Source organism: Bacillus sp. D386 (assembly GCF_006346415.1).
In genome coordinates this window covers 62,065-83,176 of record NZ_VEMV01000001.1, presented here as the reverse complement: position 1 = coordinate 83,176, position 21,112 = coordinate 62,065, and the positions used below count along the sequence as shown (strand labels likewise).

Below are 21,112 nucleotides of genomic sequence, written 5' to 3'. Positions count from 1 at the left end.
GCGGACACTGATAAAAAAGTGCCACTATCCGGGGGTATCTTTCAAGTAAGGGTGGGAGCTTCTTTTTTCAGGCTTCTTATACAGGTTTTATTTTTGCATGATCCAAGTTAATAGTTCTTTTTATTTTTTCATCAATACTTTTTAGTTATTTACTATCTTCTGCTGAGTGCACCTTAAATAGATAAACTAGTAATCTGAAAAAATAAGTGATGTAAATCGATTAACGGGATTTAATTCTCCTCACCAGGTAGATGATGCCTGCTAAGATGATGCCTGCGATGCTCACAAAACCCATTAGCAATATAGAAAAGCCTAATCCAATGTTCGCATCTTCAGAGGGGGTAATCATTTCAGCAATTATTAAGAACGTATAATAGCCAAAGGTAGCTAGGTAGATTAAGAAGGCTGCATAACGCTCGCTTTTACTTCCTTGCCTGGTTACTGCATAAACGCAAAAAAAGGAAACTGCCAGGAGAGCGTACCTCAAGATAATCTCAGTATAATTAATATAATCCATAATCACCGCACCCTATCTCTTGATAAATTTAATATATTGAACATCCTATCTCATTATAAAGTTAAAATGGCTATTTATGGAATGAGTAAAAAGGCATGTCCCTTCAGCAAACTTATTTCAGGTTAACAAAATTAATGTAAAATTCATTGAAAAAAGGCATAAGTCTTAAACTGATGCCTTTAATATTCTTTATCTCGAATAGCTTTATCTTAATTAGCTAAATCAATAATCCTGCCTTCAACATTAGGTGAAACAGTTTGTTCAGGGAAGGACTGGATGTAATCGGAGAAAATTTCCCAATCAACGAAGCCAGGTTCGCTTACGCGTCCATCTGCATAAATATCAGCAAAGACAGAATAGCCATCCCCGCCTTTGGCAGTGAAGATGTTCGTAGCAGCGAAGTAGTTCTGTGTATCCACGAGTGATGTATATTCGCCATTCTGGTTTATTTCGACTGATTGCACGCGTGTGCCAGCAGGTTTAGAGCTATCATAGATAAACCGCATGCCTGCGACCTGCAGGTATCCGCCGCTAGCGCTTGGAGCAGCACTAACGCTATGTTCAAGAGCTGTTTTCAATTCCGCTCCGCTTATTTCCATGATTGCGAGTGCATTGCTGAAGGGGAGGACTGTCATAACGTCAGCTAAAGTGATTGGTCCTGCCTTTAAGGTTGTCCGGACACCGCCGCCATTTTGTAGGGCGATGACAGTATTTGGGTTGATGGCTTTTGCCTTATCGAGCATTCCATCAGCAATCAAGTTGCCAAGATTTGTTTCGCCTGTCCTTGCAGCAGGATTGCCACCAATCAGATCGACAGCTGTTGTTCCGACAACTTGTTTTTTCTTTGCGTCAACAATAGGCTTATACTTCGCTAGGATTTGAGCTGCTGCCGGGTCTTCAGCAAAGATATAAGATCCTTCTGTGTTCTTAGCATCAATGCTAATCAGTTCGCCATCATAGGCAATAACTTTTCCTTTTTTATCAAAGCTCACATCAAGCTCACCAAGATATTTGGAATACTCGTTTGCTTGGACGATAACTGTCGGTTCTTTGTATTTATCTACAACGACTGGCTCATTCAGCTGTGAATGAGAGTGGCCGCCAACAATAATATCAATGCCTTCGACTTGATTAGCAAGCTCAAGGTCATTGTCACCGCCGCCGTCATTGTAGCCAATATGGGTAAGGGCGATGATTTTATCGACTCCTTGTTTCTTGAATGCTTTAACGGAGGCTTTGGCTGAATTGATATATTCTTCGAATTTAACATCACCAGGACTAGAGATACTGGTAGTCTCAGCGGTCGTTAAGCCGAAAATACCAACTTTCTCACCGTTTACATTTTTAATAATACCGTCGTATATTTTTCCATCATGTGGTTTAGCAGTATATGTGTTATTCTGAAGTCTTTTCATGAGGGCATCATCGCTGAAGTCAACATTTGCACTCACAAATGGGAACTCAGCGCTTTGAACGAATGGCAGCAAGGTCTCAGTGCCAAGATCAAATTCATGGTTACCAAAGGTAAAAGCATCGAATCCGGCAAGATTCATCAATTCAAGATCGGCTAGTCCCTTAAATTCATTAAAATAAAGGGTGCCAGAGAATACATCACCAGCATGGAGAAGAAGATTATTCGTATTTCCATTGCGATGTTCATTAATTGCGGTTATTTGTCTTGGTGTATTTTCAATATTAGCATGTGTATCGTTCACATGAAGAACACGCAACTGATAATCTGGGGCTTTTAGGGCTAGTTGCAGCATGGAAATAAGCTCGGATAAGCTAGCCTTTTGGTTATAACCAAATTCAGTATCGGAAATACCTTCAGCGATGTCGTATAGAAGGATAGAACCGATTCTTTCAGCGTGTTTAGCAGGTACATCAGAGAAGTTTGTTACTGTGCTTCCTTTCAAATCGAAAGCCTTCGCAATCCAAACAGCAAGCTCCCCACGAGTTAAGGGCTCATAGCTGCCAAATTTATTCTTGCTTTTCCCATCAAGAATACCGGCATAGACTAATGAGTTTACAGCTTTTTGGGACGATTTTGGCACATCCGTAAAGCTTGTCTTTGGAGCTTTTTGGCTATCGAGTTTTAATGCACGCGCCATCAGAGCAGCTGCATCAATTCTAGATATGGATTTCTGTTTCTTCATACTTTGGGACGAAACGCCCAGTTCCTGAATAAAACGTGCTTCATTCTGGCGATCAGATGTTTTTGCATCGACTGCCGGCGCAAGCAATGTTCCAGCAAGCGCAACAACCATTGTCATAATGGCCAACATACGAGAAAACTTCAATCGAAACTTCATATACCGCTCCCCTTTTGTTTGATATGGCCAAGATATAGGCCTCATATCTGATTATAAATTAGTTTTCGAGGCAATCGACATAATTTTCAAATAAATGGTAAATTTGAACTATATATTAATAATCAATTCTTTTAAGAGATATTTATTTAGTATCTGTAATGTTTTGTTTAATAATTAAGCCTTAGAAATCTGATTAACCTTATCATATAGTGTATGTGTTCAAGATGAAGGAGAAAGGTTATTAATTTTGATCTTAAATTTTACAGATCTTTATTTTCCGAGTTATTAAATTTAAATGAAATCTAAATGGAAAACGTTTTGTAATATTATTCCAAATGGTGATACTCTTATGAATGGAGGTGGAGTGTTGAGAAAATTCAGTTTATGGTCGATGGGAATGATGATAGCAGGGCTGATATTATTCGGTTTAACCGCAGGTATAGAAAAACATGTGGAACTTTTATTTCTTTTAGGAAGTCTTTCTTTTCTAGTTGGAATAGTCTTCAGTTTTGTGGCGATTGCAAAACAGGAAGAAGGTTGGTTAAAATTCATTTCACTCAGTTCTTTTTTTATTGTGTTCTTTGTGATTAGCTGGTTTGAGCCGTTTTATTTCATTCGAGTCCTTACTTGGTTGAAAAATATGGCTTAGAAATGAGAAGGGGAGATAGAGTTTTAGATAAAAAAGGTACTGCAAGTAGCAGCACCTTTTTTTAATTGAGAATATGAGAATATAATTGAAAATGTAAAATAGGATTAAATTATTCTATTAAACTTCTTCAGTTACTGTTAAACCAAGTCCTGCAGCTACAAGTGTTCCATATTCAGGATCAGCTTTGTAGAAATGCTGGATTTGACGTTCGATAATTTCAGGTACAGTTACACCTTGCATAGATCCAACGATGTTGTTAACCAGGTTAGCGCGTTCTTCACTGCTTAACAATCTGTAAAGATCACCAGCTTGAGTGTAGAAATCATCATTATCATAAGAAGTGCTTGCAGCATAGCCTTCCACTTCAAATGTTGCTTGTTGGTCTTCTGGAGATTCTTGTGGACCTCCGAAGCTGTTTGGCTCGTAGTAGACAGAAGAACCGCCATTTATACTTGGGTTCATTTGTCCGTCACGTTGATAGTTATTTACTTCAACTTTAGGACGGTTGACTGGTAAGTGATTATGGTTTGCTCCCACACGGTAACGGTGAGCATCTGCATAAGCGAATAAGCGACCTTGCAATAATTTATCCGGTGATACATCAATACCAGGAACGAAATTACCAGGAGAGAATGTAGCTTGTTCTACTTCTGCAAAATAGTTTTCTGGGTTTCTATCTAATACCATGCGGCCAACTTCGATTAAAGGATAGTCTTTTTGAGACCAAACTTTTGTTACATCGAATGGATCGAAACGATATGTGTTTGCATCTTCAAGTGGCATGATTTGTACGCATAATTTCCATGCAGGATAATCGCCAGCTTCAATTGCATTGTGTAAGTCTTCGATATGGTAGTCTGGATTTGTACCTGCAAGCTCAGCAGCCAAATCAGTAGATAGATTTTTTACCCCTTGTTCTGTTTTCCAGTGGTATTTAACCCATACGGATTTACCTTCCGCATTCGTCCATTTGAATGTGTGGCTACCAAATCCGTGCATATGACGCCAAGTAGCAGGAATACCACGGTCAGACATAAGTATTGTTATTTGATGTAAAGATTCTGGTGAAAGTGACCAGAAATCCCAAACAGCATTAGGGTTTTTCAAATGTGTTTTTGGATCTCTTTTTTGTGTATGTATGAAATCAGGGAATTTGATTGCATCACGGATAAAGAAGACAGGAGTATTGTTACCAACGATATCATAGTTACCTTCTTCAGTATAAAGTTTTACAGCAAATCCACGAGGATCACGCAATGTATCAGCAGAACCAAGTTCACCTGCAACTGTAGAGAAACGAATGAACAAAGGCGTTTTTTTGCCAACTTCAGATAGGAAAGCAGCTTTTGTATATTCAGTTAGATCCTTTGTAACTTCGAAATAACCATGTGCTCCGCCGCCTTTTGCATGCACAACACGCTCAGGTACACGTTCTCTGTTAAAGTGAGCTAATTTTTCTAATAAATGTACGTCTTGGATTAAAGTTGGTCCGCGTCTTCCAGCTGTGATGGAATTTTGGTTATCTCCTACAGGAGCTCCCCAACTAGTTGTTAATTTTTTGGACATTATTTATACCACCTTTTTCGTATGATAAACCTATTATATTTATTTTTTATCATATTATCAATTAAAAACAACTATTTATTTAAAATAATTATAAATAGAATGAAATTAAGCGAAAGGATGCTTTTTTAATTCATTATGAGAGAGCTCTTAATGGTAGGGATAATACCTAAAGCAAGCAGGAGAGGCAGCAAGGAGATTCTCAATTAAGAAGCAGGTATTCTTAATTATGTTCTTTTAATTAGAGTATGAAAATATCAACTTTATATAAATGTGGAAAGGGATTTTCTATCGAACCAGTTGATTTTCCAAATTGATTGGGAAAGTTATGTATCCTTTATCAGTTTCCTTGCTGTCAAATGGAATGGTTCATGAATCTTCCTTTAAATACAATCTAAAAGTATTTGATGAGAAATATAATTTAATTAAATTCTTTTACTTTCCCATTTATGGTTAAACAGAGTAAGATGAAAAATAACATATAAAACATATTGGAGAGGTGTGAAATAATGGGAGAAACGGTCCGCACAGTTCCGAGACCATTGGTACGTTTAAACCAATGGGTGATTTTTCTTAGCGTGGTCGCTACTTGGGTAACAGGTATAGAATGGATTTTAGCACTGCCTTTATTTGCAGGAATTATGGGTTTAGTCTTTGGATTCAATCCAATCATGCAAGGAGGTAAGTTATTTTTAAGAAAAAAACCTTCTGATTATATCCCGGAAGAGTGGGCTCAGCAACAATTTAATCAAGTGATCGCTGTTATTTGTCTTGCAGGCGGCCTGATCAGTTATCTACTTGATTGGGTGATTGCTGGATATGTATTTACGGCCATGGTTGCTATTGCTTCATTTGTAGCTATTCTTGGATTCTGTATTGGTTGTTTTATTCGTTTCCAGTGGCAGCAATATAGGTATAAGAAATCAGTAAATAAAACAGTTTAAAAGAAGGAAAAGGATCTTGCATGCTATCGCAGGATCCTTTTTTCTGGGCAGAATCGTAGAATTATTGCTAACGACTTAATTAAAAACCCCCGCAAGGCTATCGCTTTGCAGAGGCTCCAACTTAAATAGATTGCGATTCATCCAGATCAACAGGTTCATTTTTATCCCTCATTCTACTGAAGATCGTTGCTAAAATCGGTCCTGATATATTGTGCCATACACTAAAGATGGCACTTGGAACAGCTGCCAAAGGTGAGAAATGTGCTACCGCTAATGAAGCACCCAATCCTGAATTTTGCATACCGACTTCAATCGCGACTGCTTTCCTTTTCGCCAGATTCATGCCTAATAATTTACCGAATAAGTATCCGATTAAATAGCCTAAGCCATTATGTAAAATGACTACAGCGAAAATGAGCAATCCTGTTTCAGCAATTTTTTGCTGATTTGCCGCAACTACAGCTGCAACAATAGCAACTATGGCAATAACAGAAACAAGAGGCATTACTTTAACACTTGCTTTCGCCTGCTTATTAAACAATTTCTGAACAATAAAGCCAAGTGCGATTGGTATAACAATTACTTGCACAATCGAGATAAATAAGCTAGTAGGTGCAACATCGATGTATTCGCTTGCGAATAAGAAAATGAGTGCAGGTGTGACAACTGGAGCCAGCAATGTTGTGATGGAAGTAATGGTTACGGATAATGCAACATCTCCTTTTGAAAGAAAGGTCATGACATTAGAAGCCGTTCCTCCTGGGCAGCAGCCTACTAAAATGACGCCGACTGCAATTTCTGGTGGAAGATCGAATAGCTTGACCAATAAAAATGCCAATGTGGGCATAATCAAGAATTGACCGACTACACCGATGAGAACATCCTTCGGTCTTGTTAATACTTCTTTAAAATCAGCAGGTGAAATTGTTAATCCCATCCCAAACATGACAATCCCTAATAAAACGGTAATATAGGCTGCAATCCAAGAAAAACCATCTGGAATAAAGAAGGCAAGTGCTGCAAAAATAAGTACCCATACTGCAAAGGTGTTACTTACAAATTGACTGAAACGTTCTAAAGCTTTCATATTTCACCTCAGGGATAAATTTGTTTAATATGGGAAATTATATATTAATATCTGAATATAATCAATAGTCTGAAAACTCATTGTGAAGAGATGCATTCAAAAGAAACATTTTTTTGGCTGACTTCTTGTGTTCTCTCTATATATAGTATGGATAATTTCCGAATATCTCTGTGAAAAAGCAAAAAAATACACCATCAAACTCAAGAAACATACATAATATCGAGTAAGGTGGAAAATATTCACTTTGAATTTAATGCTTTTATTAATTCATCCGGATTTTGTGAACCCACTACCACTTTTCCATTTCCTTTTCCTCTTAATTGCAATTCTATTCCCTTGTTGCCGCCTATATTATATGCTGTATCCCCATTTAAATTAAATCTTATGCCCCAGCCTCCGAATTGTAGTAACGAATTGTAGGTAATACTAGAATATTGAACCATATCTTTAAATAAAAATGATTTATAATGGAGGTGAAACGGCATATAACGCACATACAATCCATCCTTACGCACCTCAGTTTCTAGCTTACAGAATCCCAGTAATAGTCCTAATGGGATTGCTATTCCAAAAACAAGCCAAAGAATTGTTAAAAACGGATTAGATGCAGGTTTATCACCGAATGGAATTCCGAAAATGACCTGTTGAATAAATGCATACCAAAATAATGTAGCGAGAGCTATAATAAAAATCCATAGCAAGGGTTGGCGAGGGTATTGAACTTCTCGAAAGATTACATCCTCCTGTTTTTTCATGATAATAATTTCCTCCTCTTTACATAATTAAGTACTAATGTTTGAGTACAGAACTTTTGTATTATTATAAATATGTGTTATTTATACTCCTTATTGTACTATTTAAGTGAAAAACTGTCATAATTCTACCTGTCCTTTAATTCCAGATAAAACTAAAACTCAAAAAGGCATGATCTCCGTAGATAAATGCCTCATTTCTTCTGTTAATTATATTTTCAGTAATAATGCTTGTTCATCTGTTGAGAGCTTTAAAGTCTATCCTCTATTTTTAATAGTAAAGGGAAATGAGTAGTAACACTTTATCATTCCTAGCTTTCTTATTTAAATTCTGTATAACTTGCTCCTATTTTTAAATCAAGGTCACCTTTCTTCAGCATGGGCATAAACTGTAGCATGCAATCCTTGTTGAACTGATAATTAATTTGCACGCTAGACATTTATCATGCATAGGATGAAATGAAAATGGTTGAGGAGGGTAACCTTGTATGTCGCAATATAGAGAAATTATCACGAAGGCAGTAGTAGCAAAGGGGCGTAAGTTTACCAAGGCAAATCATACGGTTTGTCCGGACAACGATCCTACCAGTATACTGGGCTGCTGGATTATTAATCATACGTACGAAGCTAAGAAACAGGGTAAAAAGGTAGAAATTGCAGGATATTATGATATCAATGTTTGGTATTCATATTGCAATAATACAAAGACAGAAGTAAGAACAGAAAAGGTTCCATATAAAGACACCATAAAATTAAAGTATCGGGACCAAACAGTTTATGATGATAATGAAGTCATAGCCAAAGTAATTCAGCAACCAAATTGTATTGAATGTCTCATCACTCCAGATGGCGAAAAGATCTCTGTTCATGTTGAACGTGAATTTTTAGTGGAGATTATTGGTGAAACAAAAGTAACTGTTTCAATCAGGGAAAATGCAAACACCGATGAGGAAAGCTGGGAGCTTGAGGTAGATGATGACGAACTGGAGGAAATTAATCCTGATTTCCTTGATCATAGTGAGTCATCCAGTGAAGAGTCCAGCTCCTATGAATCAGGCAGGAAAAAAAGCAAAAGCAAGCGGGATTAAGGAACTAGAGAGAAAAACTCTCTAGTTTTTTTGTTGTTAGATGAGCTTGGCTCCTATGATATAATACTTCTATTATATATTTGATTGAAAGAAAGGTTTTGGGAAAATGGCAGTAGCAACCTATACTCCTATGATTCAACAATACTTGAGTATAAAGGCAGATTATCAAGATGCATTCTTGTTTTTCCGTCTCGGTGATTTTTATGAAATGTTCTTTGAGGATGCCATTAAGGCATCAAAAGAATTGGAGATAACCTTAACAGCGAAGAATGGTGGAGGAGAACAAAAAATTCCAATGTGCGGGGTTCCTTATCATTCAGCGCAGTCTTATATTGAAACACTGGTAGATCGTGGTTTTAAAGTGGCCATCTGCGAACAAACAGAGGACCCAAAAGCGGCAAAAGGGGTCGTTAAACGTGAAGTTGTCCAATTAATTACTCCAGGTACAGTGATGGAAGGAAAGAGCCTCGCTGAAAAGGAGAATAATTATCTTGCAACTATTTCATCTATAGATGGATTGGGATTTGGAGTGGCTCATATTGATTTAACGACTGGCGAAAATCGAGTAACCCATTTTTCCAATTTTAAAGATGTGTTAAATGAAGTTTCGGTTATAGGATCTAAAGAAGTTGTAGTTCAGCCCGATATCGGCGATGAAAAAGAAATTTTATTAAAAGACAGAGGGATTGTCACGATTTCTTATGAAGCCGATTCGGAAACGAAAGACGAGTTTAACCATCTGGTAAATGAGCTTCCGAAAAAAGACCTAAAGCATACGGTAGCCCGTTTGCTCAATTATATACAGCGTACTCAAAAGAGGACGATTGAACATATTCAACCAGTTGAATTATATGAAACGGAACAATATTTAAAAATTGATTACTATTCAAAAAGAAATTTAGAGCTCACGGAAACTATTCGTTCAAAAGGTAAAAAAGGCTCTCTTTTATGGCTTCTTGATGAAACCAAGACGGCCATGGGCGGCAGAAGACTAAAGCAATGGATTGAACGCCCATTAGTCAGCGAATCTGAAATAGAAGCTCGGTTATCGATGGTTGAAACATTTATGAATCAATTTTTTGAACGGGAAGAGCTGCGTGAGCTATTACATGAAGTGTATGATTTGGAACGTTTAACAGGCCGTGTTTCCTATGGCAATGTAAATGCACGGGATTTATTGCAGCTGAAGCGTTCCCTGCAGCAAGTACCGGCTATTATTGATGTGATTGGAAGGCTGCCTATTGATACGGCTAAAGAAATCGCATCCCGGATGGATCCGTGTGAAGAAGTGACGGATTTACTCGAGCAGGCGCTGCATGAGAACCCGCCGATTTCCATCAAAGAGGGAGGCATTATTCGCGAAGGGTATAATGAAGATTTAGATCGTTATCGCGATGCTTCCAAGAACGGGAAAACCTGGATCGCTCAGTTGGAACAAAAGGAAAGAGAGAGAACGGGTATCCGTTCGCTAAAAATTGGTTATAATCGTGTATTTGGTTATTACTTGGAAATAACAAAGGCAAATCTCCACCTTCTGAATGATGATCGATATGATAGAAAACAAACTCTTGCAAATGCAGAACGTTATATCACTCCAGAATTAAAGGAAAAAGAAACAATCATCCTCGAAGCAGAGGAAAAAAGTACAGGTCTGGAATACGATTTGTTCTGTGAATTACGTGATCAAATTAAAGATTATATACCTCGTCTGCAAAAATTAGCGATGGAAATCAGTGAATTGGATGTTTTACAATGTTTCTCTACTATTAGTGAACGTTACCACTATGTAAAACCACAATTCTCTCATACACGCCAAATGAGTATAAGAAATGGCCGACATCCAGTTGTAGAAAAGGTTTTAAAAGCGCAGGAATATGTACCGAATGATTGTTTCTTGGATAAAAAGAAGGAAATCTTATTAATTACTGGACCAAATATGTCCGGTAAGAGTACGTATATGCGCCAGGTTGCTTTGACAGCAATTATGGCCCAAATCGGCTGCTTTGTACCTGCAGACGAAGCAACACTGCCGATCTTTGATCAGGTATTTACTCGAATTGGTGCTGCGGATGATTTGATATCAGGACAAAGTACATTTATGGTTGAAATGCTTGAAGCGAACCATGCGATTACGAATGCAACAGAAAACAGTTTGCTTCTATTCGATGAAATCGGAAGAGGAACGTCAACCTATGATGGAATGGCATTAGCCCAATCGATTATCGAATATATTCACCATCATATTGGCGCAGCTACCCTCTTTTCCACGCATTATCATGAGTTAACAGCTCTATCTGATCAACTCAGCAAGCTGAGTAACGTACATGTTCGTGCAATTGAGCAAAATGGCACAGTCATTTTCCTTCATAAAGTAGTCGATGGACCTGCTGATCGCAGTTATGGTATTCATGTTGCCAAGCTTGCGGAAATGCCGGAGACGGTGATTAAGCGAGCGCAAGAGATATTAAACGTCCTTGAACAAGGGGACAAGCAACCAAAACCTACGCCGCCTGTAAAAACTGAAACTGATGCTGAAATTGTCAGTGAACAGGCGCAATTATCCTTTTTCACAGAAGATAAAAAGGAAAAAACGACTTCATCATCCCGACACTCAAAAGAGTGGAAGGTAGCGGAAGAGCTTAAATCCTTATCTATATTAGAGATGAATCCTTTAGAAGCTTTAAACGCCTTATATGCATTACAGAAAAAATTAAAGTAGGAAGGAGAGAACGATATGGGGAAAATTGTACTGTTAGATGATCTATTATCCAATAAAATCGCTGCCGGAGAAGTAGTAGAGAGACCTGCATCTGTTGTAAAAGAGTTAGTGGAAAACTCAATAGATGCTAACAGTACGGTAATTGAGATTTATGCTACGGAAGCCGGTCTTGAATCCATTCGCATTATTGATAATGGGGAAGGGATGGAAGAGGACGATGCCCTCAATGCTTTTCACAGGCACGCGACCAGTAAAATAAAGGACGAAAACGATTTATTCAGAATTCGTACGCTAGGTTTCCGGGGTGAGGCATTGCCTTCAATCGCTTCTGTTTCCAAATTCGAATTAAAGACCTCAACAGGTGATGGACCTGGAACCCGTCTTTTACTCGAGGGCGGCAAGGTCCTTACTCATGAGTCCTATTCAAGCCGTAAAGGAACCGATATAACGGTGAGTGAACTGTTCTTTAATACACCGGCTCGTCTGAAATATGTTAAAAGCGTTCATACAGAGCTTGGGAATATAACCGATGTCGTAAATAGGCTGGCACTGTCGCATCCGGATGTATCGTTTAAGCTGGTTCACAACGACCGTACCTTATTACAAACATCAGGCAACGGCAATCCACTTCAGGTGCTTGCCGGGATATATGGGATACAAACTGCTCAAAAAATGCTGCCGTTTGAAGCATCAACACTTGATTTTTCAATAAAAGGCTATGCCGGACATCCGGAAATGACGAGGGCTTCGCGTAACTATATGACCATTTTGGTAAATGGAAGATTTATTAAGAATTATTTGATCGCCAAAGCAGTCATGGAAGGGTACCATACTTTATTGCCTATTGGACGTTATCCAATTGCGATGCTCAATATTGAAATGGATCCTTTATTGGTTGATGTGAATGTGCATCCTTCCAAAATGGAGGTTCGTTTCAGTAAAGAGCAAGAGCTGATGACATTAATTAGCGAGGCCATCCGGAATACGTTTAAAAAAGAGACATTAATTCCGACAGGCGCTCCTGTTAAACGTGAGGAAAAAGCAAAAACGGAACAAGCTCAATTTACGTTTACGGAGGAAAGAGCCAAGCGGCCTGAGGCGCCAAAGCAGACTCCTCCAATGGTAAAGGCAACTGAAGGATTTTCAGTGATTTATGATCCGCCTGAGATTGAACAGCCGAAGCGGGAATTCGAGGCTCCTAGTCCTATCGAGTTGAACGAGCCTGGAAGGGAATCAGTAGAAGAACAGGTAGAAACTGAACCGTTTATCAGTTCAGAAGCGGGTTCCGAACGTGTCGGAACGATCGTAGAGCAAAAAGAAGAGGAATTAGAGCCGATTCAAGACAATCAGGACATGCAAGAAAGCCGAATTCCGCCTTTATATCCGATTGGACAGCTGCATGGAACGTATATTTTGGCCCAAAATGAACAAGGGCTCTATATGATTGACCAGCATGCTGCCCAAGAGCGGATTAAGTATGAGTTCTTCAAGCATAAGGTGGGAGAGGTCAACAAAGAACTGCAAGAAATGTTGGTCCCGATGACACTGGAGTATTCAACAGATGAGTTTGTGAAGCTGGAAGAACATAAAGAAGAGTTGGAAGCGGTCGGAGTATTTTTAGAACCATTTGGATTAAATAGTTATATTGTCCGCGCCCATCCAACCTGGTTCCCAGCAGGCATGGAAGAAACGATCATCGATGAAATGGTCCACCAAGTATTAACGATGAAAAAGGTGGATATTAAGAAATTGCGTGAGGAAGCGGCAATCATGATGAGCTGTAAGGGGTCAATTAAAGCCAACCGGCATTTGCGTAATGATGAAATAAGTGCATTACTGGATGAATTGCGCCGTACAAATGATCCATTCACATGCCCGCATGGCCGTCCAATTATCGTTCATTATTCGATTTATGAGCTGGAGAAAATGTTTAAACGGGTTATGTAATGAAGTAGGTAAATAAAAGCCATTAAACTTTAATTAAGCGGAGGAAACGAGTCATTTTCCTCCGCTTTTTTTGTGTTTATAATATAAGTTTGGATACAAAAAAGCTCCTAAGCTGCGCTTTTTTGGGCCTATCCCCAGCTATGAGGCACCTATGACTGGCCTATACCGGGTAAAGGTGTCTGAAAGGTAGGTGAAGTATGGAGGAAAGGAGCTATCTCCCAGCTATGAGGCACCTATAACCGGCCTATACCGGGGGAAAGGTGTCTGAAAGGTAGGTGAAGTATGGAGGAAAGGAGCTATCTCCCAGCTATGAGGCACCTATAACCGGCCTATACCGGGGGAAAGGTGTCTGAAAGGTAGGTGAAGTATGAAGGAAAGCAGCTATCTCCCAGCTATGAGGCACCTATGATCGGCCTATACCGGGGGAAAGGTGTCTGAAAGGTGGGTGAAGTATGGAGGAAAGCAGCTATCCTCCACCTATGACCAGCCTATACTGGGGTAAAAGTGTCTGAAAGGTAGTCATCTTAGGGAATTTAATTTATGAGCAGGTACCATTACTTGCAGGGTTGATTCTCTCTAAGCAGCTGCTTATGTTTTTATGTAAATCGCATATATGTCTTAACCAGGACCCAAGAAATCAACCTTGAAAAGCAAAAAAGGTGTCAAATCAGCCTATCATACTGATCAGACACCTTTTTAATTACTCAATATCAATAGTTTGCTCTTGCTTCGCCTGCCATAGTTTGAATTTCTCGAGGTCTTCAGTTATTTGCTTAATGGTAAATCCGATGATGGCTGCATCATCAGCAAACCCAAGACCTACAATAAAATCTGGGATAAAATCAATAGGTGATACAAAATAGATAATGGCTGCGATTATAGAGATAATCGATTTTTTAGGAATCTCTTTATAATCACCCTTTACCCAGGAGCGAAACATAGTGATGAGTAATTGCAGATTGTCCCATACCTCTTCCAATGCATTTTTGTTTGTATTTGATTTTGTAGTTGCTTCATCTAATAGCTCATTTGATTTTTTTGTATTATTTAAATAGGTTTTGGCTGAATCGATGTATTTTTTATATTTATGTATTCCTTTGTTTTGTTCTTCCATTACTCATTCCTCCTAAACGACAACTTGTTTACATTTTAAGGTATATTGCTTCAACTAACAACATTTCAGTGATTGGCTTGAAATAAAATTAAATACCTCTCATTAGAAACGCTGCCTAATGTCTTTTTCCCTAAATTTGTGTATACTAATCCTATCCTGTGAAAAAATGAGGTGTATAGAGTTATGAGTAAAAGTCGGGCTAAAAAATATAGGTTGAAATTGGAGAGGGAAGGCAAGCGTAATCCTGAAACTCTACGTGGCGGCCTATATACAATTGATTTGAGTACAAAAATGACGAAAACAAAGAAGGATAAAATGGAACAGTTTAAACATAAAAAGAGATTTCAGCATCTAACAAAAGATGAGGGAATCTCTTTTTATTTAGCTCTAAGGAGATGTGTATAAAAGGAGTCAGTATTTTAGTCCATGGCACTGAGACCTTATGTTGTTCTATGTACTAAAACGATTAGTGAAATGGTGAACCAAAGGCCAAGCACGTACCTCAATCTTTTTTGCAAAATGAAAAATAGGCAATTCATCATTAATATCAATACCTTGCTTGGATAATACTGAATTCTTACTGAATTCTGCTACTGCCTCTTGTAAGATCCAAGGTTCATGTAAAATATCACAGCGAAGCGGTACTCCTGATAAATTTAAAGTATAAAAGCAGTAACGCTCGGCCATCCATTCCTCGAAGGACCCCTTAGCTGCCTGAAATGGTTCTGAAATTGGTCTATAGCTACAGGTTAACTCGATTTCATGGTCATGTAGTCTCTTACTTTTAAATTCAATGTTTGTATCATTAGTCTGGATTTCCATATCAGTGTACCAATACGGTAAGTGGTATAGTGTTCTAGCCCCTTTTACAGCAAGCCAATTGGAAGCATCCAAACTAAAAAAGTACACACCTGGCTTTCCGTCGAGAATGACATATGTACGAACATTTAGCTCAGGAAATTGATCTGTTCCTGGAATAGGGGGTAATCCCCGGAGTCTAATACCCGACATACGAAACGGTACAACCCCAATCCAGCACATGCCATTATATGAATCCAAAGGGAGCACTTCAGGGACTAACTTTCGTAACGCCTCATATTTAATTGGATAATGGGCAAATAAAAGATCGCTCCATGTCTGCTTCATTGTCCAAGGTAAATTCGGGAGAGCCCATGGACGATGACTGTCATCCCATTGGTTTTTATCGAGCTTTAGTTGTTCTCCCAAAGCTATCACTTCCTTAACAATTTTTTAATGTAATTTTTGGAATTGAACTCCTTTTAGAATAATCGTCACCACTTTGGTTAAGTAAAAATCAAAAGTAAAAAAATTCATGATAGCAATTTTACATGGAGATAAACATCCTAATTAATACCTATTATACCGTTAAATTGAAATGATTTTATATTATTAATCTATTTTAAAGTAACTATTGTAGATTTAAATTAAGAATCTTACAGATAAATGTAAGCCTTGTGGAAAGAACTTTCCAACATGAACAATTAAATGGGTTTGTAAGTTTCCTATGGAATCGGGATTCCAGTGATTATATTGGACTCGCTGTTTCATCTGTGGATAAAAAATAAGAAAAGGAGAAGCGAGACAAGAACATACATGGATCCAATAAAAGTCTTATAGTTATAAAGTTCTCTAATACCGGTTATTAAAAATAGGACGATTAAATAAACAAAAAGTAATTGCACCAAGGAGAAGACCCTATATGAAAAAATATAACCCAGTAAGAAAAATGTAAGTAAGCCGGTTAACGCCTGTATGAACCGGAGCATGAAAACAATCTCCTCATTTCTATATATGTAAGATACCTTTCTCCATCCTCAGCAATTTGCTTCGCGTAATATCGTTTACGCCTTCAAATGTATGAAACCTCTATAATAAATATTGATTAGGTAATTGTTATATGATTGATTACTGAAGCACCTTAATTATAGGGTTAGTATTAATAGAACTTATCTTAAGGTTAAAGTTCATCTAAAAATTATTTAAAAATAATAAAAGTGTGAAAAAAGAATTGAATAAAGACCATTTAAACTGACTATACTGGTTAGATGTTACTCGCTCATGTTCAGATTATAATGATTTATGTTAAGATAAGAAAAAAATGAATAGGGCAGTGTGAAGCATAAATGGAAAAACAGAAATTGGTCGTGATTATTGGACCAACGGCAGTGGGAAAAACCAAATTATCAATCAATTTGGCCAAGAAGTTCAATGGTGAAATTATAAGTGGCGATTCAGCACAGATTTTTAAGGGTATGGATATAGGAACTGCTAAAGTTACAAAGGACGAAATGGAAGGGATTCCTCATTATTTAATTGATTGCAGGGAACCATCTGAATCCTATAATGTTTATGATTTTAAGCAAGAAGTGCAGCAGAAGATTAATGATATAACGAATAGGGGAAAGCTTCCTATATTAGTGGGTGGTACCGGTTTGTATATTCAATCCGTCCTCTATGATTACCAGTTCCCTGAAACCACAGCAAATCCTAATATTCGAGAAGAGCTGGAAGAACGAATTGAACAAGAAGGGCCTGATGCTGTTTATCAAACACTTGTTGAGATTGATCCCGTTGCTGCAGAAAAAATACATCCTAATAACACAAAAAGAGTTATCCGTGCTTTAGAGGTATTTTATGATTCAGGAAAGCGTTTCAGTGAACAGGAACAATCCACAGAGAGAACATTATTATATGATGTGGCTTTGATTGGATTAACGATGGACCGCGATCTTTTATATAAAAGGATCAATGAACGAGTGGAAGCAATGATGCAGCAGGGTCTTGAAGAGGAAGTCAGAAAACTATATGCAAAAGGATTAAAAGATGCACAATCCATGCAAGCAATTGGATATAAGGAATTTGAGGGACTCTTTGAAGGAACTGAAACACGAGAAAATGTTATAGCTCAAATACAGCGGAATTCCCGTCGGTTTGCAAAAAGACAATTTACTTGGTTCCGAAATAAGATGGATGTTCACTGGTTTGATATGACCAATTTGGCTGATTTCGAAAAAATTTCTGAAGAAATATCGCTTGAAGTGGCAGGAATGCTCGCTTTAAAGGCGAATAGATAAACTATAGAGAGAAAAGAGGAGGCAAAAAAATGAAACAAGGAATCAATATTCAAGATCAAATTTTAAATCAATTGCGTAAGGAAAATGTATATGTAACAATCTTTTTACTTAATGGATTTCAGTTACGCGGACTGATAAAAGGGTTTGATAATTTTACAGTCTTAATTGAAACAGAGGGTAAACATCAACTGGTCTACAAACATGCGATTTCAACATTTGCTCCTCAAAAAAATGTACAAGTTGACCTTGAAGGTTAAGGATAAGTACGGCAGACTCCCTCTACGGTGAGTCTGTTTTTTATTTAACTGATTTTTTCATTCTGTATGGAGGGTGCCCGGAATATAAATAAGGAGAGGAAATATAATTATTTTCCGGGCAATCGCAGTATGTGACAATCAGGCACACCTTTATTGGTAAAAAATAAATTTATATTGTAGTTTCAGGGGTGCCCTTGTCTATTTTGCCTTCACTTTGTCGAATGTGTTAGGTAAAAAAGGGGGGACACGGCTTCATTAAAGAGGTGATCAAATGGAGCAACAGCCAATGCGAGTGAGAAATAATGGGCAAATTAATGTTGTATTGAAAAATGGTCAAGCAAAGGCTCAGGTTAAGCCGATTCTAAATGTTCCTCCATTACCAAAGGATATACCTTCTCATCATATAGCCCTAAAAGAAATTGAAGCTGAATTGAATAGTCTCGTAGGCATGGAGGAAATGAAAAAAGTTATAAAGGAAATTTATGCATGGATTTATGTGAATAAACAACGGGAAGTAGCTGGCCTTAAGGCTGAAAAACAGGCGCTTCATATGATGTTTAAAGGTAATCCCGGTACTGGAAAAACGACGGTCGCACGGCTTATAGGAGATTTATTTGTAAAGATGAATGTCTTGAGCAAAGGCCACTTAATCGAGGCTGAGCGGGCAGATCTTGTAGGAGAATATATAGGACACACAGCTCAAAAGACGAGAGATTTAATCAAAAAGGCAATTGGGGGTATTCTTTTCATTGATGAAGCCTATTCTTTGGGAAGGGGTGGTGAAAAGGATTTTGGTAAGGAAGCGATTGATACATTGGTAAAGCATATGGAGGATCGGCAGCATGAATTTATTCTTATTCTTGCCGGATATTCACGGGAAATGGAGTATTTTTTAACCTTGAATCCAGGCCTGCAATCCCGTTTTCCGATTGTCATTGATTTTCCGGATTACACGGTTGATCAATTAATGGATATAGGGAACCGAATGTTAAGTGCCAGGCAATACGTTTATAGTCTGGACGCGGAAAGAAAACTGCGCGATCATCTATATTATTTAACAAATGTTCTACATCTTAAATCCTTTTCCAATGGTAGATATGTAAGGAATGTAATAGAAAAATCAATCAGAACTCAGGCAATGCGTCTTTTGCTGTCGGATCAATATGAACGTCGGGAATTAATGACCATCCGAAGTGATGACCTAGTGTTCGATACGTTTGAGTAAGAGATACGAATAAATATGAGTGCCCCGTAAGCTGTCATAAAGCTTTTGGGGCATTTGTTTTTTTGAGAAATAGTCATAATGAAATATTTCTAAGATGGTGATTATTAGTAGGTTAGAATACTAAAATCAAACGCAGGGAATTAACGAACTACCACGTCTAAGTAATCTATTAATAATTTAGATTTTGTGGTAAATTTTAGTTAGTTGCATAGGTTGGAATGGTAGATTTTATATTAACAATCTCTTGCCATAAAGATCGAGAAGTGGAATGAGAGTAGAAGGTTAAACGAGATGAATTTGATAGAAGAAATTATATTTACAAGCAAACAGGTAATCATTGATGCAGATTGTAAAAAAGAAGATTTGATTGTTTTGTTAAAAAACACCGGTGAAAATACGGTTCAATTAAACGGAGAACTTATTTTAACTCTTCCCAAGGGTCACCATATTATTCGATTCACAAAAGACCATTTCTGTCTTTTATACAATACGACTCTATCTTTTTATTCATTAACGGGTAAATTTGTATCTGAATTTGAGGTTGGTTCACATATTCATGAGTTATTTCCTTACAAAGATGGCGTTCTATGTACATATGGAGATCAAGGTGTATACGGAAAGGGTGCTGGAGTAAATATATTGAACTGTGTATCTCCATTCAGTGGTTTAGAGTCTTTTTATAACAATGCTATCCAATATGATCTTCTCTATGACCCTCTGGTTACTCGTTATAAGCCCTATGCTTGTATCAACTCGGAGAGAAATGAGTTAGTAATACTAAACGAGCAGCTTGAAGAAGAAAAAACGATGAAAATTCCTTTTGATACAGGAAATTTAATTACCTTTGCACTTACCTACAAATACGGCTTATTTATAGAAGAAAATAAACTATGTGTATGGGAATTTGAAACAACAAAACGCATTCTTGAGTATAAGAGGGAGTTCTCTTCTAAAATCAGAGCTATTTTTCATCGTCATAATTTTTCATTTATAGAGATTTCTGATTATGAGGTAAAAGGATTCATGCCAGTTGTGGAGTATGGCACTTAAGATAATCATCAATACAGATTAAAGAGCCTTGCTAAGAAAACAGCAAGGCCCTTATCATTTATCCTATATAAATACGAATCTATGAAAGTGGATTAGTAGGATATTTATGTAGTAACTCTTAATCAGTAACTTCTTTTAACAACAGGTAAATGCCATTCGTATAGATAAGAAAGCATTCGTAAAAAGGTAATAATAATAAATAAAAGGTATAATTCAAGGTTGGATGTCATCGCTCCGAGGCCGATTAAGAGACCTGCAATACCTGCCCAAATTGCGTAAATCTCAGATCTTAACAGTATTGGCTTCCTGCCTGCGAGGACATCTCGTACGATACCGCCGCCACTTCCTGTCAGGATAGCAGCAAATACAACCGCAATAAGCGGTAAGTTCATTTCCGTTGCTAGTAAAGCGCCCTGTACAGCGAATGCGCTTAAACCGATAGCGTCAAAAAAATTCCCCCACCTGTTCCAATGCTTTAAAAGCGAATGCTGAAATAAACAAACAATAGTTATAGAAATGAATGCGATAAAAAATAATCCGTTTTGTTCCCAAATATGGATTATTGGGATCCCGAGCAGCAAATTGCGAATGGCACCTCCCCCAAAGGCTGTTACAAATCCGAGTAAATAAAGGCCAAATAAGTCATATTCCTCTTCTGTTGCCACTAAGGCTCCGCTAATCGCAAAAGCGATTGTTCCGATAATGCTTAATACATCCCATGTCATACTTTTTTCTTTTTCTCCTTAAATAAAATTCAAATAATCATTTAAAATCTGGCTAATTTATCATATCA

Annotated in this window: 18 protein-coding genes; 10 read left to right on the top strand and 8 right to left on the bottom strand. The window is 37.7% G+C overall.

Going from position 1 to position 21,112, the window contains the following annotated elements:
- Positions 1-220: 220 nt before the first annotated feature.
- The gene (locus FHY45_RS00400) at positions 221-517 is read right to left on the bottom strand and encodes a hypothetical protein (RefSeq protein WP_139891124.1); all 297 of its coding nucleotides are present in this window, start codon (positions 515-517) and stop codon (positions 221-223) included.
- A gap of 209 nt (positions 518-726) precedes the next feature.
- Positions 727-2,829 carry a 5'-nucleotidase C-terminal domain-containing protein gene (locus FHY45_RS00395; protein ID WP_257468929.1) on the bottom strand — a complete coding sequence of 701 codons (2,103 nt, stop codon included), beginning with the start codon at positions 2,827-2,829 and terminating at the stop codon, positions 727-729.
- 367 nt (positions 2,830-3,196) lie between these two features.
- On the opposite strand from FHY45_RS00395, the gene FHY45_RS00390 reads away from it, so the two are divergent.
- Positions 3,197-3,478, top strand: a complete 282-nt coding sequence (locus FHY45_RS00390) for a hypothetical protein (RefSeq protein ID WP_139891122.1) — start codon at positions 3,197-3,199, stop codon at positions 3,476-3,478.
- Positions 3,479-3,595: 117 nt separating this feature from the next.
- Here the strand turns inward: FHY45_RS00390 and katA are convergent, their stop codons facing one another.
- The gene (katA, locus tag FHY45_RS00385; RefSeq protein ID WP_139891121.1) at positions 3,596-5,047 is read right to left on the bottom strand and encodes a catalase KatA; all 1,452 of its coding nucleotides are present in this window, start codon (positions 5,045-5,047) and stop codon (positions 3,596-3,598) included.
- 503 nt (positions 5,048-5,550) lie between these two features.
- Here katA and FHY45_RS00380 point away from each other — a divergent pair.
- Positions 5,551-5,985 (top strand): DUF4395 domain-containing protein, encoded by a 435-nt coding sequence (locus FHY45_RS00380; RefSeq protein WP_139891120.1) that lies wholly within the window; start codon positions 5,551-5,553, stop codon positions 5,983-5,985.
- 121 nt (positions 5,986-6,106) lie between these two features.
- On the opposite strand, the gene FHY45_RS00375 is transcribed toward FHY45_RS00380, so the two are convergent.
- On the bottom strand, positions 6,107-7,072 hold the full coding sequence (locus tag FHY45_RS00375) for a bile acid:sodium symporter family protein (protein ID WP_139891119.1): 966 nt from the start codon (positions 7,070-7,072) through the stop codon (positions 6,107-6,109).
- 239 nt (positions 7,073-7,311) lie between these two features.
- On the bottom strand, positions 7,312-7,827 hold the full coding sequence (locus FHY45_RS00370) for a DUF6141 family protein (protein WP_139891118.1): 516 nt from the start codon (positions 7,825-7,827) through the stop codon (positions 7,312-7,314).
- A gap of 485 nt (positions 7,828-8,312) precedes the next feature.
- Between FHY45_RS00370 and cotE the strand changes: the two genes are divergently transcribed.
- From cotE to mutL, 3 genes are all read left to right on the top strand, one after another.
- Positions 8,313-8,912 carry an outer spore coat protein CotE gene (cotE, locus tag FHY45_RS00365; RefSeq protein WP_139891117.1) on the top strand — a complete coding sequence of 200 codons (600 nt, stop codon included), beginning with the start codon at positions 8,313-8,315 and terminating at the stop codon, positions 8,910-8,912.
- 106 nt (positions 8,913-9,018) lie between these two features.
- The gene (gene mutS, locus FHY45_RS00360; protein WP_139891116.1) at positions 9,019-11,631 is read left to right on the top strand and encodes a DNA mismatch repair protein MutS; all 2,613 of its coding nucleotides are present in this window, start codon (positions 9,019-9,021) and stop codon (positions 11,629-11,631) included.
- Between the two features lie 15 nt (positions 11,632-11,646).
- Positions 11,647-13,578 carry a DNA mismatch repair endonuclease MutL gene (mutL, locus tag FHY45_RS00355; protein WP_139891115.1) on the top strand — a complete coding sequence of 644 codons (1,932 nt, stop codon included), beginning with the start codon at positions 11,647-11,649 and terminating at the stop codon, positions 13,576-13,578.
- 700 nt (positions 13,579-14,278) lie between these two features.
- Here the strand turns inward: mutL and FHY45_RS00350 are convergent.
- Positions 14,279-14,692 carry a YkvA family protein gene (locus FHY45_RS00350; RefSeq protein ID WP_066104258.1) on the bottom strand — a complete coding sequence of 138 codons (414 nt, stop codon included), beginning with the start codon at positions 14,690-14,692 and terminating at the stop codon, positions 14,279-14,281.
- A gap of 183 nt (positions 14,693-14,875) precedes the next feature.
- On the opposite strand from FHY45_RS00350, the gene FHY45_RS00345 reads away from it, so the two are divergent.
- Positions 14,876-15,097, top strand: a complete 222-nt coding sequence (locus tag FHY45_RS00345; RefSeq protein WP_139891114.1) for a hypothetical protein — start codon at positions 14,876-14,878, stop codon at positions 15,095-15,097.
- Positions 15,098-15,142: 45 nt separating this feature from the next.
- Here FHY45_RS00345 and FHY45_RS00340 read toward each other — a convergent pair whose 3' ends face one another.
- On the bottom strand, positions 15,143-15,838 hold the full coding sequence (locus FHY45_RS00340; protein ID WP_139891547.1) for a YqjF family protein: 696 nt from the start codon (positions 15,836-15,838) through the stop codon (positions 15,143-15,145).
- A gap of 998 nt (positions 15,839-16,836) precedes the next feature.
- Here FHY45_RS00340 and miaA point away from each other — a divergent pair.
- From miaA to FHY45_RS00320, 4 genes are all read left to right on the top strand, one after another.
- Entirely contained in the window at positions 16,837-17,787 is a 951-nt protein-coding gene (miaA, locus tag FHY45_RS00335) for a tRNA (adenosine(37)-N6)-dimethylallyltransferase MiaA (RefSeq protein WP_139891113.1), read from the top strand.
- A 29-nt stretch (positions 17,788-17,816) separates the two neighbouring features.
- Entirely contained in the window at positions 17,817-18,044 is a 228-nt protein-coding gene (gene hfq / locus FHY45_RS00330) for an RNA chaperone Hfq (protein ID WP_066104248.1), read from the top strand.
- Positions 18,045-18,315: 271 nt separating this feature from the next.
- Positions 18,316-19,269, top strand: coding sequence for a stage V sporulation protein K (gene spoVK, locus FHY45_RS00325; protein WP_066104245.1), 954 nt, complete (start codon positions 18,316-18,318; stop codon positions 19,267-19,269).
- A gap of 291 nt (positions 19,270-19,560) precedes the next feature.
- The gene (locus FHY45_RS00320; RefSeq protein ID WP_139891112.1) at positions 19,561-20,319 is read left to right on the top strand and encodes a hypothetical protein; all 759 of its coding nucleotides are present in this window, start codon (positions 19,561-19,563) and stop codon (positions 20,317-20,319) included.
- A gap of 122 nt (positions 20,320-20,441) precedes the next feature.
- On the opposite strand, the gene FHY45_RS00315 is transcribed toward FHY45_RS00320, so the two are convergent.
- Positions 20,442-21,044: a trimeric intracellular cation channel family protein gene (locus FHY45_RS00315; protein ID WP_139891111.1), complete on the bottom strand. Its 603-nt coding sequence runs from the start codon at positions 21,042-21,044 to the stop codon at positions 20,442-20,444.
- Between the last annotated feature and the right edge of the window lie 68 nt (positions 21,045-21,112).